Consider the following 14,266-nt stretch of genomic DNA (forward strand, 5'->3'; position numbering starts at 1 on the left):
CGAGCCGGTCAGTCCAGGAACTGTGCCGCGACCGCCACACGGGGTCCGTGCTCGTGGTTGTTGACCAGGAACCGCGACTGGTTCCGCTGCGGGTCGCCCGCAAGGACGATTCCGACCTGGTCCGGGTAGCTGAGCGTGGGCACCATCCGGTCCCGATCGGTGGACTCGCCGTACGCCGCAGGCGCGGTGCCGTCGGCGACCATCTCGTCGAGCTTGAAGCCGTCGGTGCCGACCTGCCAGGGGTACTCCTCCCACAGGCGCGCGCTGACCTTCGAGCGCTCGGCGAGCTCGCGCCGCACGTCGTCCTTGCTCAGGCCGTTCGCCGCGAGCACCTCGGCGATGGCGGGGCTCATGACGAGCAGCGGCCACCACTCGTGGAACATCACGCCGAGGTAGGACCAGTGCCCGGTGGTGCCGGCGATGTGCTCGCCGATGAGCTGGAGGTGGTTCTCCGGGGTGTGGCCGCCGGAGTAGATCGGCAACGTCGAACCCATCATGCTCTGCACCGCGACCACGGTCTCGTCCACGCCGTAGCCCATCTCCTCGCGCATCGTCTTCCACCCGATCGCGTGCGTAGCCTCGTCGTTCTCAGCAAGCGCCACGTTGAAGCCGGCGCCGATGCAGCCCTTGTCGGTCGCGCCAGCCGGGGGGATCCGCAGGCCGGCGAGGTTGATGAAGCACAGCTTCATGAAACGGCCGATGGTCGAGTTCGCCCGGTTGCCCATCTTCAGGGCGCCCTGGCCGTCGTTGAGACCGAGCTCGCGGACCTTAGGTCCGCTGACGATGACCTGCGGCTCCCAACCCGGCGTCGCACCGGCGTCCTCAAGCCGGAAGAAGGGATCAGCGACCGCGGCGACGGCAGCGATGAGCAGCGGCATGTACTCGGGGCGACACCCGGCCATCACGCCGTTCACGGCGACGCTCCACACCGTGACCTCGCGACCCTCGGGCAGGAGGACGCCGACCACGTGGTCGGCCGGCAGCGGCGTGTGCTCCAGCATCTGCTCGCACAGCTCCCGGGTCGGCGGGATGACCGGCAGGCCGTCCGTCCAGCCCTTGTCGTGGAAGTGCTCCTGGACCTCGGCGAGCGACCCGCTGAAGACCGGCGACCCCGCGGCGAACTCCTCCGGGAGGGCGGCGTCGTGCTGATCGCTGATGATGCCGGCGCCGATCAGCTGAGCCTCGACCAGCGGGCTGATGACCTCGCGCGACTTGGCGCGCAGGGTCTGCTCGTCGTCGGAGGTCGGGACGCCGGGGTAGTGGGCGACGCGGGGCTGTGCCAGGCCCTGGGCGCGGGCGACCGCCACCGCCTGACGACCGAAGCCCTCGGAGATCAGGCCGACGGCCGGGATGCCGACCCGCTCGGAGACCACGCAGGCGCGCAGCACGGCGGGCGTGCAGCTGCCGCACGCGCCAACCCCGATGATCGCGGCGTCGGCGCCGAGCTCGCGGAGCCGGTCCGGCAGCTCCTTGACGACCCGACGCTCGTCGGCGCCGTGGATGTTCTCGAAGTTCTCGTGTCCGATGAACTCGACGCCCGGGTACCTCGACGTCAGGTAGGCCTGGATCTCCTCCATCATCTTGTCGCCGCTGAAGAGCAGGTCCCACACGAGCGCGACCTTGCGCCCGTTGAGGTTCTCGAGACCGGCGTTCTCGTCGAGCGTCTCGGCCGTGAGGCGACCGAGCGGCGAGACCACGTCGTGGGTGACATCGAGCATCGTCATGAACATCTTCCTTCGTGAGGTGTCAATCCGCCGGGGCGGAGCTGGGGTCGGAGGTGGGAGTAGGGCTAGGGGCAGGAGGTCAGGAGCTGGAGGTCAGGAGATCGGCAACGGCCTCGGCGTCGCGGAACGCGCCCGCGACTCCGTCGGCGCGACCTGCCCGGACGTCGCCGATGGCGAACAGTCCGCCGCGGCTGGTCATCAGCCGGTCGTCGACGACGACACCGCCGTCGGGAGCGAGGTCGACCAGGCCAGCGACCAGCTCGGAGCGCGGCCGCGTCTCGGCGCTGACGAACACGCCGTCCACCGGCACGTCCCGCACGGCGCCGTCCGGCGCGGTGATCCGGAGACCGGCGACGGCATCGTCCTCGGTCAGCAGCTCCAGAGCGGGCGCCTGCTCCGGTCCGAGCAAGTGGACCGTGCTCGCGTACGCCGACAGGGTGCGCGCGTCGGACGCGGCGTACGGGCCGCCGCCGACCACCGCCACCGTGCGGCCGCCGAACATCGGGCCGTCGCAGCCTGCGCAGTAGGACACGCCGCGGCCGAGCTGGTCGGCGGCGCCGTCGAAGGGCGCGGCACCGTGCTCGCCACCGGTCGCCAGCACCACCTCGGCCGCCTCGAGGTCACCGGCCTCGCCCGTCACCGTCCAGCCGCGATCGGTCGGCACCAGCGCCGTCACCTCGTCGAACTCGACCGCCACGCCGAGGCCCATGGCCATCTCGAGGAGGTCGGTGCCGAGGTCGGGACCGGCGACGTCCGCGCCGTCGGGGCCGGTGACCAGACCGAGCGACAGCAGCTCGCCGCCGGGCGCGAAGCGGTCGTAGACGGTGACGTCCCGCTGCGGTGCGAGCAGGACCGCGAGCCGCAGGCCCGCCGGTCCTCCGCCGATGACCGCCGTACGGGGCCTGGTCGGGTCAGACACTGACATGCACGTGCTCCTTCGTCATCGCGGCAGCCCGGCCCGCGAGGCGGCCGAAGACCACCGCGGGGCCGAGCGTGCCTCCGGCGCCGCCGTACACCATGCCGGTGGGTCCGGCCATGGCATTGCCTGCGGCGTAGAGCCCCGGGATAGGGTCACCGTCGACGTCGACCACCTGGCCGGCGACCGTGGTGCGGGGCCCGCCCTTGGTCCCGAGGCACGAGCTGATGACCTCGACCGCGTAGAACGGTCCGTGCTCGATCGGCCCGAGGGTCGAGTCACGACCGGGCGGCACTGCGCGGTCGCCGCACCACCAGTCGTAGGCGCTCTCGCCGCGGCCGAAGTCGAGGTCACGACCCTCCGCGACGAGGTCGTTCCATCGCGCGACGGTCGACGCGAGCGCCTCGGACGGCAGACCGACAACGTCGGCCAGCCCGGCCAGCGAGTCGGCACGAGCAATCCAGTCGGGGATCGAGCCCGGACCCGACCCGAACCCGCCGTACCGCCTCACGAACTCGTCGTCGAACACCAGCCAGCAGGGCTGGTTCGCGTAGTCGAGCGACACCGGATGCAACTCGTGCAGGGCGCTGCCGAGGGCGTTGTAGTTGACGGCCTCGTTCGTGAAGCGCCGCCCGGCCGTGTTCACCATGACGCTGCGTGGCAGCGTCCGCTCCCTCAGCAAGAGCGCAACGTTGTTGCCTCCGTCAACGCGCTCACCGGGCAGCCGCACCACCGGTACCCACCACGCCTCGCGCATGTTGCCGAGCGCCGCGCCCACCCGCATCGCCATCCGCAGGCCGTCCCCCGTGTTGCTCGGCACGCCGGGCGGCATGGACATCGGTCCGCGCAGGAAGTCACGCGTCAGGTCCGGGTCGTGCTCGAAACCACCGGTCGCGATGACGACTGCATCCGCCCGGACGACCTCCCGTCCGAGCGGGCTGTCCACCTCGACGCCGCACACCGTGCCGTGGTCGACGACGAGACGGATCGCGCGGGCTTCGGTCCGCGGCTCGATGCCGCGTTCCAGACAGGCGGTCAGCAGGCCTGCCACGAGCGCCCGACCTCCGCCCTCGATCGAGCGTTCCTCCCGCTCTCGTTGCACATCGGGCTCAAGCACACCGGTTCCGCCGCCGAGCGGGCTCTCGCGGTTGCGCAGCCGGCGCGGGGGCCCCGCGATGCGCTCGCTCCACGGACCGACCCGCTCGAGCGAGAACAGCTCAGGCTCGCACGAGCGACCACCCCCGGGCTTCCCTCCGGGGTGCTCCGGGTGATAGTCCGGATAGCCGTCGACCAGGTGGACGTCGAGAGGCGTGTGGGCTGCGATCCAGTCGAGGGTCTCGTCGACGTGATCGACGAAGGCCTCGGCGATCTCGGGCAGGATCATGCCGTTGGAGAGGGACCTCAGGTACGAGAGCGCGTCGTCGCGCGAGTCGTCGACACCCCCGGCACGAGCCAAGGAGTTGTCCGGCAACCACATCACGCCCCCGGACAGTGCGGTCGTGCCGCCGACCTTCGCGCTCTTCTCGAGGACGATCACCTCCGCACCCTCGTCGTACGCCGACAGCGCGGCGACGAGCCCCGCCGCCCCGGTGCCGAGCACGACCACCCGCGCGTTCGTCACTTCGCCCACCAGTGGAGAAGGCGCGCCCGGATGAGATCGGCCGCCACCACGATGACCACACCGAGGACGGACAGCACGATGACCACGGCGTAGGTGAGCGTGGCATTGGCCGTCGTCGAGGCCGTCGAGAGCAGCTTGCCCATTCCCTGGACGCCGGTGAGGATCTCGGCCGTCACGACCGTGATCACCGCGAAGGTCACCGCGAGCGGCAGGCTCGCCAGGGTCCACGCAAGCACGTAGGGGAAGCGGATCGTGCGCACGATCTGGAGCTGGCTCGCGCCGAGGAGACGGGCGTTCTGCACCAGCTCGGGCTTCACGCTTCGACCGCCTTCGTAGGCGTTGAAGAAGGCCACGAAGAAGACCACGAGCACGGAGATCGTGATCGTCGCCGTCGCCGATGGTCCGACGAGGATGACGACGATGGGGATCAAGGCGACGCGCGGCGTGGCGTTCGCCGCGATCAGGAACGGTCGGAAGATGTCGCTCAGCATCTCGAAGTTGCTGAGCACCAGGGCACACAGTGCCCCGAGGGCCATGCCGATCACGGTGCCGACCAGGGATGCCCAGATCGTCGGCCAGGCGTAGTCCCAGATCTGGAACGTGCCGTCAGAGCCGGTGAACATGGCCTGCATCTGCTCGAAGACTCGCGACGGCGAGCTGACGAAGAACGGGTCGAAGACCTTGCTCGTCTCTTGCAGCGCCTCGATCTTGGGCAGGAACTCCCACGCCGCCAGTAGCACTGCGACGACGAGCAGCCTCATCAGGTTGATGACCAACCTGCGGTTGCGACGTCGCCTCGAACGCGTCGGCTCGACGACGCCGACGACCGGCCGAGCGTCAGTCGCGACGCTCATCGGACCGACCTCCCGCCGGCGCCGCGACGAATCTGTTCCGAGAGCCGCTCCCACGTGGTGCCGTAGAGCTCGAGGAAGTCGCTGTGCTCGCGCAGCTCCATCATGTTGCGTTCACGTCCGAACGGAATGTCGTACTCCGCCACGATCGTCGTCGGCCTGGCGCTCAGCACCAGCACCTTGTCCGAGAGCGAGATCGCCTCGCCGAGGTCGTGGGTGATGAGCACGACCGTCACCCCCGACTCCTTCACGATCCGGAAGATGTCTTGGTGGATCCCGATCCTGGTCGGCTCATCGAGCGCCGAGAACGGCTCGTCGAGCAACAGCATGCGCGGATTGGGTGCGACCGCGGTGAGGAAGGCTGCCCGACGCCTCATCCCGCCGGACAGCTGGTATGGATACTTGCGCTCCCACCCCTGCAGCCCGGCGAGCTCGATGAGGTGCTGGACCCGCTCCTTCCGCTCCGCCCTGTCGGCGCGGCTGCCCCGCCGATACCGGAAGTGGAGGCCGATGTTGTCCTGGACCGTGAGCCACGGCAGCAGCGTGTCCTTCTGGAACATCATCGTCAGCGGATGGCGCGGCGGAGAACCCCGATCCGGTTCCCAGGTGAGGGTGCCCTCCCCGGGCTCCTCCAGCCCGGAGATCAGGGACAGGAGCGTGGACTTGCCGCACCCGCTCGGCCCCACGACGCCCACGATGGAGCCCACTGGGACATCCGCGGTGAGGCCGTCGATGATGGGAGTCGTCGCCTCGTAGGCGAACCGGACCCCGTGCATGGACACCAGCGCGGGCGCGGCGCCCACGTTCACTGACTCCTGCAGTGCTGCGGACTCGAGCATGTCATCTCCGGATCGTGGAGCGGTCAGGACTGAGCGGCCTCGTCGAAGTACGACATGTCGACTCGACTGTCGTAGGACCACAGCTCGTCGCCGGGCTCGATGGCCGGGTTGCCGATCTGGTAGTAGACGAGCGTCTTCTCCCAGTCCTCGTCGAGGATGCGACCATCGTTGGGGAAGAAGAACGGCACCTCCGCCTCTACGTTGGCGGCGAGCGCGTCGACTTCGTTGGCGGCGAAATCCGAGTGCTTGACCAGCTCGGTGGCCACCTCCTCGGGCGTGGCCGTCTCGAGGTAGTCCTGGACCTTGGCCAGTGCCCGCATCAGCTTGACCGTCGCATCCTTCTTCTCCTCGAGACCGTCCTTCATGCCCCAGAGGCCGACACCGGTCGTTCCCTGCACACTGTCGGGCGGGATCTGGGCCTCATCTCGGGCGTCGACGATGAGGTGGAGACCCTCCGAGAGACCCGGAGTGAGGATGCCGAGGCTGCTGCTGGCACAGTCCGACTGGCCCGACAACACGGATGCCACGACATCGGTGGGCGTCGTGAACTCCACGATCTCGTAGTCGGCGCCGGTCGCCTTCTTGTAGGACGCGGCCGACGAGTAGGCGCTCGAGCCACGCGGGTGGGTCGACACGCGCTCGCACTGCGACAGGTCGTCGATGCCGTCGCCAGCGGCCACGAACCCGGTCGCCCACCCGGCCTGCACGCCGAAGACGAGCGCTGTGTCCTTCCCTTCGCTGACGGGGGCCAGCGCGGAGCCTGAGCCGAACTCGGCCATGTCCGCTCGCCCGGCCACGACCGCACTCACCACGTTCGCTTCCAAGGACTGGACCTTGAGGTCGAGTCCCTCCTCTTCGGCGTATCCGAGGACCTCAGCGAGGTAGGGCACCAGCTGGTTGGCGGAGGCACCGCCCGTGGCGATGAAGAGCGAGTCGCTCCCCTCCTCACCACCGTCGGCCGTCGCGCCGGAGTCGGCGCAGCCCGCGAGTAGGGCCGCACCGAGCGCCATGGTGGCGGTGACCGCGGCGACGCGGCGTCGGTGCGCTGCAACCGTGACAGACAACTTCATCAGAACTTCCTTCCAGCGACGGTCCGAGATGTGACCTATGCAACATAGTGATGATGATCATCATTGGCAAGCATGTGTTGGGGCACAATGGACCGATCGCCCGGCTCGATGGTCAGGAACGCAGCAGGATCGCCTGCGCGGGACACATGTCCTCCGCCTCGGCCACGTGCTCGAGCTGCTCGTCGGAGAGATCAGTGGCGACGACGCGCGCCGGGGGCCGTGCGCCTTCGAGCGCGAAGACCGTCGGCGCGACCTGCACGCAGAAGCCCATCGCCTCGCACCGACCGGCGTCGACCTCCGCCCGCGGCGACATCAGAGGCTCCGGAGCACGACGGGCAACGACGCGTAGGCGTCGTAGAACGTCGAGTCGTCCGGGATCGGGGGGTGATGCGGATCGAGCTCCATGCCGGCCGCGAGCAGCCGCCGGATGATGATGAGCATCGTTCCGTCGGTGACGTCTTCCCCGCTGGCAATTCCGGTCACGAGCGGTCGCCCGAGACACGCGTGCATCCCTCCGCCGAAGGCCAGGCCCCAGGGGCTCGCACCCTCCACCTCCCGGTGTGGATTGAACGACAAGGCGTCGTCGCCGAAGAGCGACCGGTCGACGTTCGCCGCTCGGTAGAGCAGGCCGACGCGCTCACCCTCCGCGATCTGCCGACCGCTGGCCAGGACCACGTCCTCGGTCGCGCGACGGATTCGAACGGGTGATGCGACGAACAGGCGGAGCGACTCGTACAACGCTCGACGGAGGAACTCGGGGTCTTGCTCGGCCCGCGCCCGGTCCTCGGGGTGGTCGGCGAACCAGGAGAAGAGGTTGAGGACGAAGAGCTGCGTCGCCTGCGACGTGGTCTGCATGGAGCCGACGAGCAGCGCCGTGGTCTCCCGCAGGGGCAGCTCGTCATCCCAGTCCTCCTGCCAGTGCAGGTACAGCAGCGTGATCAGGTCCTTCGGCAGCTCCTCGCGGGCGATGCCTCCCGCACGGAAGTCCTCCACGAGCGCGCGGCGACGCGCGGCCGGCTTCCGGAACAGATCACGTTCGAACTCCGCTCGGGCGGCCAGCCCTTCGTCGATGATCCGGTCCTGGTCAGCGGTGGCCCATTCCACCGTCATGCCGGCCCCGAACTTGTCGACGTAGCTCGCGAGGCGGTTCGCGGGCTCCCCGAGCTCGACGTCGTCGAGGCCCGCGATCTTCGCCACCATGCGGCACAGCATCTGGCGCAAGAGAGGGACCAGGTCTACGCGCACGACGCCGGCCCCGGCCTCGAGCCGCAGGTCGGCGATGGCCGCGTCGACCATGGGCTCGAGGTGGTCGGCCTTATAGGCCGCGAGCGCCGTCTTGCTGAAGAGGTGGGCCTCCATCCGCCGCCGCTCGAGGTGCTCGGGCCCATCGAGGATGAGCAGGCTGTTGGTCAGGAAGTGGGGGGCGCTCATGTCGAACGCCCCCTGCACGAAGCTGCGTGACCTCAGCACCTCGTTGATCTCGGCATAGTCGGTGAGCTGCTGCAAGCCCGCGACGTACGGGACATCGACACGCTCGATGGCGAACTGCACGGTTCTCTCCTTGTGTGTGTGGGACATCAGGCCACGGTGTAGCCACCGTCGACGGCGATGGTTGTTCCGGTGGTGAAGGAGGCCTCGTCCGAAGCCAGGTAGACGACGGCACCGACAAGCTCCTCGGCCTCGGCGTAACGCCCCAGTGGCGTCCGGGAGATGAGGGGGTGGTCGGCGGGCAGCGACGCGAGCACCTCAGCGTTGCCGGGGGTCCTCGTCGCGCCGGGCGCCACCGCGTTGACGCGAACACCGTGCGGCGCCAGCTCGACTGCCATCGAGCGCACCAGCTGTCGGACTGCTCCCTTGGCCGCGCTGTAGTGCGACAGGTTCGCGGTGCCGAGCTCGGCCGACATGGACGAGATGGCGACGATGCTGCCAGCGCCCTGACCGGCGAAGTGGCGCGCGAAGGTCGAGCACGTGACGAACGTCGTGGTCACGTTGCGCCTCTGCATCTCCTCCCACCGCGGCAGGGTGAGGTCCAGGAAGGCCGTCCGATCGCCCGCTGCGCCGCCTGCCGCCGTGACGAGCACATCCACCGGCCCGCGCTCGTCCGTGATCGCAGCGAGGACCCTCTCCACCTGTCCCGGCTCTGCTAGATCGACGCCGTATCCGCTCCCGGCGCACTCCGAAGCAGCCCGGATCAGTTCTGCGGTCCCGGCCGCCCCGGCCTCATCGACGTCCAGGCACTCGACCAGGGCGCCCTCGGCTGCGAGTCCGAGCGCCAGCGCTCGGCCGATGCCGCGTGCCGCACCCGTGACGACGGCATGCCTGCCGCCCATGCGTCCGGTGGATCGGGAGTGCTCCATCAACGCGCCCTTTCTGCAAGTGATATGTACCATAGTCACGATTACTATGATTTACTAGCGCAGCGTGACGACGAGCAGGAGGACGGCAGCGTGGGCTCTATGACGGTCAGCTCCCGGAGCGGCGATCGACAACCCTTGGTGCTCGCAGCTGGGACTCTCGGCACCTACGACCTGGCTGAGCGCATCGATGCAGCCTCTGCGGCCGGATTCTCCGGACTAGGCCTCAGGCCTGAGGACTACACGATCGCCCGCGACAACGGATGGTCCGATGCCGACATGAGGTCGCTTCTCGACGATGCGGGTCTCAGCGTTGTCGAGCTCCAGTCCGTGCACGGCTGGGCCGGCCACGAGGACGAGCGCGCCCGCGGCAGCGAGATCGAACAGGGTTGCTACGCCATCGCGGACGCCCTCGGGGCCGACTACATGATGGTGAGCAACACGACCCTCGCGTGCGAGTGGGACGAGGCGGTCTCCCGCTTCGGGGGCATCTGCGACCGAGCCGCCACCCACGGGCTCGGAGTGGCGATCGAGTTCCTCCCCTGGGGACCGGTGCCGGACGCCGCCACGGCGTGGCGCCTGGTTTCGGAGTCAGGGGCGCCGAACGCGGGTGTGCTGGTCGACTCGTGGCACCACTTCCGCGGCGCCAGCGACGACGACATGATCCGCAGCATCCCCGCTGACCGGATCATGGCCGTCCAGATCGACGACGCCCTGGCCGAGCCGATCGGCTCGCTCTACGACGACACTCGACACCGGCGACTGCCCGCGGGTCACGGCGACCTCGACCTGGTGGGTTTCGTCCAGCTCCTCGACCAGCATGGAGTCGATGCACCGTGGTCGGTCGAGATCCTCTCCGACGAGCAGCGGGCACTGCCCCCTCTCGAGGGGGCGCGGCTCGCGGCCGACACGACGTGGGAGCTCCTGGCAGAAGCCCGCTCCGGGATACGTCGATGACTGCCGCGGAGCCGTTCGCGATGCCGATCGAGCTGGGGAAGGTCCGCGAGTTCGTGGCCGGCACCTTGGGTGACGTGGCGCGGTGGGAGGAGGAGCCGCGGGTCGTGCCGCCGACGTTCCTGGCGGTTGCTCGCCTCTGGCAACGTGGCGAGCATCGAGCCGCGCCCCCGGGCGATCCTGCACGGCTCCTGCACGCCGGGCAGCGCTACGTCTTTCACGGTCCGCCACCCGCGCCCGGCGACGAGCTCACCGGGCGCCAGCGCGTGTCGGACCAGTACACGCGCAATGGCCGCAAGGGCGGCCTGCTGGAGTTCACCGAGCTCACCACGGATTTCCACGACCCGTCCGGTCGCCTCGTGGCAACGGCCGTGACCACCACTGTCATGACGCAGAACGCCCCGGAGGGCCGATGACGACCGCAGCCAATATCGACTGGAACCTGGTCGAGGTGGGACAGCAGCTCGAGCCGCTCGCCGACGGGCCGCTGACCATCAACGACTTCGTTCGCTACCAAGCGGCCTCGGGCGACATGAATCCCATCCATCATGACCCGGACTTCGCCACCGCGGCCGGCTTCTCCGGCCCCTTCGCCGTCGGCATGCGACAGGCTGGCGTGCTCGGGACCCACCTCGCCGAGACCTGGGGGCTGACGTCGGTACGGGAGCTCGACCTACGGTTCCGCAACCAGGCCTGGCCCGGCGACGTGCTCACCTACCGCACCCTTGTCGTGGGCAAGCGGGAGGACGACGGACAGCACCTGATCGACCTCGAGCTCGTCGTCGAGCGGCAGGACGGCACGCCGCACATCACCGGGACCGCCGTCATCGCCCTGACCCAGGAGGTCGGTCGATGAGCCGGGTCCGGCCGGTGTCACATGAGCAGGCCGCCGCCATCTTCGGTCCGGACGCCCCGGTGCGGCAGCGGGTCTACGCCCAAGCGCCGCTGATGGCGGCGGCCTATCGCGAATTCGCCCGAGCGCTCGAGGCATCGACGACCGTGGATGGCCGTGTCGTCGAGCTCGTCCGACTCCGCATCGCCTTCCACAACCAGTGCCGAAGCTGCATGTCGCTGCGCTACTGCGTGGACGGCGCCGAGGGTGGCCTGGACCAGGAGACCGTCTGCTCGCTGGAACAGCCCTATGAGGCACCCAACATCACCCGCGCCGAACGCGCGGCCCTGTCCTATGCCGACCGCATGGCGACCGACCACCTCTCGGTCGACGACGCACTGCTCGACGAGCTGCACCTCCACTTCACCGAGCAGGAGGTCGTGGAGCTGTGCTTCCGTGTCGCGGTCTTCATCGGTTTCGGCCGGACCATAGCCGCGCTCGACCTGGTCGACGACCTCCCCGACGAGTACCTGACCACCGGTTCGCTGGCTCCGTGGAGCGTGCCCCCCGCCCAGCTCATCTGATCTCGAGGAGCCCCGTACCCCATGACCGACGTCCGCAACGTGATCGTCATCGGATCGGGCCCGGCGGGCTACACGGCCGCGGTCTACGCCGCGCGTGCCGCCCTCGAGCCGCTGGTCTTCGAGGGTTCGGTCACCGCCGGCGGTGCCCTGATGAACACCACCGAGGTGGAGAACTTCCCCGGCTTCCGCGACGACATCATGGGCCCGGCGCTGATGGACGAGATGCGCGCCCAGGCCGAGCGCTTCGGCGCCGAGCTGGTCGCCGACGACGTGGTCGAGGTCGACCTCACCGGCGACGTCAAGGTCGTGAAGACCGCCACCGACACCTACACCGCGCGCTCGGTGGTCCTCGCGACCGGCTCGGGCTACCGCAAGCTCGGCCTCCCCCGCGAGGAGGAGCTCTCCGGCCGCGGCGTCTCCTGGTGCGCCACCTGCGACGGCTTCTTCTTCCGCGAGCAGGCCATCGCCGTCGTGGGCGGCGGCGACTCCGCGGTCGAGGAGGCCACCTTCCTGACCCGCTTCGCCTCGAAGGTCTACCTGATCCACCGTCGCGGCGAGCTGCGCGCCTCCAAGATCATGCAGGAGCGGGCGTTCGCCGACCCCAAGCTCGAGATCGTGTGGAACTCCGAGGTCGCCGCGATCAACGGCGCCGACAAGCTCGAGTCCATCACCCTGCGCGACACCACCAACGGCCAGGAGCGCGACCTCGAGGTCACCGGCCTGTTCATCGCCATCGGCCACGACCCCCGCTCCGAGCTCCTGACCGGCCAGGTCGACCTCGACGACGACGGCTACGTCCTCGTCCACCAGCCCTCCACCCGGACCAACCTCCCCGGCGTGTTCGCGGCCGGCGACCTCGTCGACCACCACTACCGCCAGGCGATCACCGCAGCCGGCACCGGCTGCGCCGCGGCCCTCGACGCCGAGCGCTACATCGCCCACCTCACGCCGCCGCCCGAGCAGTCCCAGCCCGTCGACGCGATCTTGACTGCGCCGTAGTTCGACTCCGTGTAGACGCGGTACGAGTCCAGGTGCGCAGCCATGCGGGCGCGCGCAGCCGGCCCGTCGCCGCGACGGACGGCTTCGAGGATGAGCTCGTGGTCGAGGAGCAGCTGGCCAGCGGCGTCGCGGGAGTACGAGATGCCCAGACCGCTGGCGCCGGTGAGCCCGTCGAACGTGCGGCCGATGGAGGCGAGCAGGAGATTGCCGCTCGCACGGCCGAGGAGGTCGTGGAAGTTGCGCGCACTCCACATCACCGCCTGCGGGTCGCTCACGCCCAGGCGCAGCTCGTCGACATTCGCCTCGAGCGCCGCGACCTCCGGTGCGGTCACCCGCGAGGCCGCACGACAGGCGAGGACCGGCTCGATCGCGACCCGGGCGGCAGCGATGTCCGCGAGCGTGGCTCCGCGCCCTTGGAGCAGAAGTTGTATCTGGCCCCCGAAGCCCTGCTCATCAGGGAGGCTGACCACCGGTCCCCCGTTGCGGCCCCGCCGCAGCTCGACCACACCCTGCGACTCAAGGATGCGCATCGCCTCCCGTACCGTTGCCCGCGCGACGCCGTGCTGGTCGCGCAGCTCCTGCTCGGTCGGGAGCGAGTGCCCCGGCCGCAGCCCCTCGGCGCCGATCAGCCGGACGACGGCACGGACGACGCGGAGCGCGGCCTTGTCCGGGAAGTCCGGTGTCGCCGAGCGGTCACCGCGCCACCCACCGCTCATCCGTCGCTCTGCGGGACCCAGCTGGGCGAGCGTCGCCCGAGAAAGGCATCGGCCCCCTCTTGCAGGTCCTCGCCGAGGTGGAACGGCAGGACGAGGAACTGCGCCGCGTCGAGCGCCTGGTCCGCGGTCAGCTCGGAGAGGAGACCGAAGGTACGGCGACCGAGCGCAATTGCCCCGGGGGCCGCGTTCTCGAACCACCCGGCATAGGTCCGGACAGCCTCGACGAGGTCCTCCCGGTCGTCGACGACCTTGTTGACAAAGCCCACCCTCTCCGCCGCCTCCGCGGAAAGGGGGCGACCGGTCATCATCAGGTCGAGGAGGACCTTGCGGGGCAGAGCCCGGCAGAGGTGCGCGACGATGATCATGGGAAAGATGCCGACACGGACCTCGGGCATCGCGAAAGTCGCCGAACGCTGGGCGATCAGCACGTCGCACATCCCGGCCAGGCCCATGCCACCGGCGAAGGCGGGCCCGTTGACGGCGGCGACCACGGGCTTCTCCGCCCGGAGCATCCGGCGGTGCAGATCGACGATGGACGCTGGCCACTCGAAAGCCTCGCGCGGCGGCAGTAAGCTAAATGCCCCCATCTGCCGGAGGTCGCCGCCCGCGCAGAACGCCTCACCCTCGCCGATCACGGCGAGCATGCGGACGCGGTCGTCGGCGAAGTGTTGCTCGAAGGCCGCCAGGAGTGCGTCGGCGGTCTCGCGGTCGAGGGGGTTGCGGCGGTCGGCCTGGGTGAGTCGCACCCAACCGATCACACCCTCGACGTTCGTCTCGACCGGGCGCGCGGCCTCCTCGCCGGCCAC

16 protein-coding genes are annotated in these 14,266 nt (G+C 69.6%); 5 read left to right on the forward strand and 11 right to left on the reverse strand.

The genetic code is table 11. The annotated features are described in order from the left end of the window. Positions 1-8: 8 nt before the first annotated feature. The 9 genes from DAI17_RS20170 to DAI17_RS20210 all read right to left on the reverse strand — a co-directional run bounded on the left by DAI17_RS20170 (position 9) and on the right by DAI17_RS20210 (position 9,378). The gene (locus DAI17_RS20170; protein WP_159081669.1) at positions 9-1,724 is read right to left on the reverse strand and encodes a UGSC family (seleno)protein; all 1,716 of its coding nucleotides are present in this window, start codon (positions 1,722-1,724) and stop codon (positions 9-11) included. 79 nt (positions 1,725-1,803) lie between these two features. Continuing rightward, positions 1,804-2,649 carry an NAD(P)/FAD-dependent oxidoreductase gene (locus tag DAI17_RS20175; RefSeq protein ID WP_107775043.1) on the reverse strand — a complete coding sequence of 282 codons (846 nt, stop codon included), beginning with the start codon at positions 2,647-2,649 and terminating at the stop codon, positions 1,804-1,806. Next, a complete protein-coding gene (locus DAI17_RS20180; RefSeq protein WP_325049886.1) occupies positions 2,636-4,270 on the reverse strand; it encodes an FAD-binding protein in 1,635 nt (544 codons plus the stop codon). The genes DAI17_RS20175 and DAI17_RS20180 overlap by 14 nt, the downstream gene beginning before the upstream one ends. Beyond that, entirely contained in the window at positions 4,258-5,115 is an 858-nt protein-coding gene (locus DAI17_RS20185) for an ABC transporter permease (RefSeq protein WP_107775045.1), read from the reverse strand. The genes DAI17_RS20180 and DAI17_RS20185 overlap by 13 nt, the downstream gene beginning before the upstream one ends. Then, positions 5,112-5,915, reverse strand: coding sequence for an ABC transporter ATP-binding protein (locus DAI17_RS20190; RefSeq protein WP_159081670.1), 804 nt, complete (start codon positions 5,913-5,915; stop codon positions 5,112-5,114). The genes DAI17_RS20185 and DAI17_RS20190 overlap by 4 nt, the downstream gene beginning before the upstream one ends. A 59-nt stretch (positions 5,916-5,974) precedes the next feature. Then, positions 5,975-7,021, reverse strand: a complete 1,047-nt coding sequence (locus DAI17_RS20195; RefSeq protein ID WP_159081671.1) for an ABC transporter substrate-binding protein — start codon at positions 7,019-7,021, stop codon at positions 5,975-5,977. A 112-nt stretch (positions 7,022-7,133) separates the two neighbouring features. After that, positions 7,134-7,334, reverse strand: a complete 201-nt coding sequence (locus tag DAI17_RS20200; protein ID WP_107775048.1) for a ferredoxin — start codon at positions 7,332-7,334, stop codon at positions 7,134-7,136. Beyond that, the gene (locus DAI17_RS20205) at positions 7,334-8,572 is read right to left on the reverse strand and encodes a cytochrome P450 (RefSeq protein ID WP_159081672.1); all 1,239 of its coding nucleotides are present in this window, start codon (positions 8,570-8,572) and stop codon (positions 7,334-7,336) included. The genes DAI17_RS20200 and DAI17_RS20205 overlap by 1 nt, the downstream gene beginning before the upstream one ends. A 26-nt stretch (positions 8,573-8,598) precedes the next feature. Next, the gene (locus tag DAI17_RS20210; protein ID WP_159081673.1) at positions 8,599-9,378 is read right to left on the reverse strand and encodes an SDR family NAD(P)-dependent oxidoreductase; all 780 of its coding nucleotides are present in this window, start codon (positions 9,376-9,378) and stop codon (positions 8,599-8,601) included. A gap of 99 nt (positions 9,379-9,477) precedes the next feature. Between DAI17_RS20210 and DAI17_RS20215 the strand changes: the two genes are divergently transcribed. From DAI17_RS20215 to trxB, 5 genes are read left to right on the forward strand one after another with little or no spacing between them, the layout of a single operon-like run. Then, on the forward strand, positions 9,478-10,332 hold the full coding sequence (locus DAI17_RS20215) for a sugar phosphate isomerase/epimerase family protein (RefSeq protein WP_234412629.1): 855 nt from the start codon (positions 9,478-9,480) through the stop codon (positions 10,330-10,332). Next, positions 10,329-10,745 (forward strand): FAS1-like dehydratase domain-containing protein, encoded by a 417-nt coding sequence (locus DAI17_RS20220; protein WP_107775051.1) that lies wholly within the window; start codon positions 10,329-10,331, stop codon positions 10,743-10,745. Before DAI17_RS20215 ends, DAI17_RS20220 begins: the two co-directional genes overlap by 4 nt. Then, complete coding sequence (locus DAI17_RS20225) at positions 10,742-11,185, forward strand: MaoC family dehydratase (RefSeq protein WP_107775052.1); 444 nt, start codon at positions 10,742-10,744, stop codon at positions 11,183-11,185. Before DAI17_RS20220 ends, DAI17_RS20225 begins: the two co-directional genes overlap by 4 nt. Beyond that, on the forward strand, positions 11,182-11,745 hold the full coding sequence (locus tag DAI17_RS20230; RefSeq protein ID WP_107775053.1) for a carboxymuconolactone decarboxylase family protein: 564 nt from the start codon (positions 11,182-11,184) through the stop codon (positions 11,743-11,745). The genes DAI17_RS20225 and DAI17_RS20230 overlap by 4 nt, the downstream gene beginning before the upstream one ends. Before the next feature lie 21 nt (positions 11,746-11,766). Next, on the forward strand, positions 11,767-12,744 hold the full coding sequence (gene trxB / locus DAI17_RS20235; protein ID WP_107775054.1) for a thioredoxin-disulfide reductase: 978 nt from the start codon (positions 11,767-11,769) through the stop codon (positions 12,742-12,744). Here the strand turns inward: trxB and DAI17_RS20240 are convergent. Next, positions 12,675-13,460 carry a FadR/GntR family transcriptional regulator gene (locus tag DAI17_RS20240; RefSeq protein WP_107775055.1) on the reverse strand — a complete coding sequence of 262 codons (786 nt, stop codon included), beginning with the start codon at positions 13,458-13,460 and terminating at the stop codon, positions 12,675-12,677. The two genes, trxB and DAI17_RS20240, sit on opposite strands and share 70 nt — an antisense overlap. Then, positions 13,457-14,266 (reverse strand): enoyl-CoA hydratase/isomerase family protein, encoded by an 810-nt coding sequence (locus DAI17_RS20245; protein WP_159081675.1) that lies wholly within the window; start codon positions 14,264-14,266, stop codon positions 13,457-13,459. Before DAI17_RS20245 ends, DAI17_RS20240 begins: the two co-directional genes overlap by 4 nt.

Origin of the sequence: Nocardioides sediminis, from assembly GCF_003047295.1 — a bacterium.
Taxonomy (GTDB): Bacteria; Actinomycetota; Actinomycetes; order Propionibacteriales; family Nocardioidaceae; genus Nocardioides; species Nocardioides sediminis.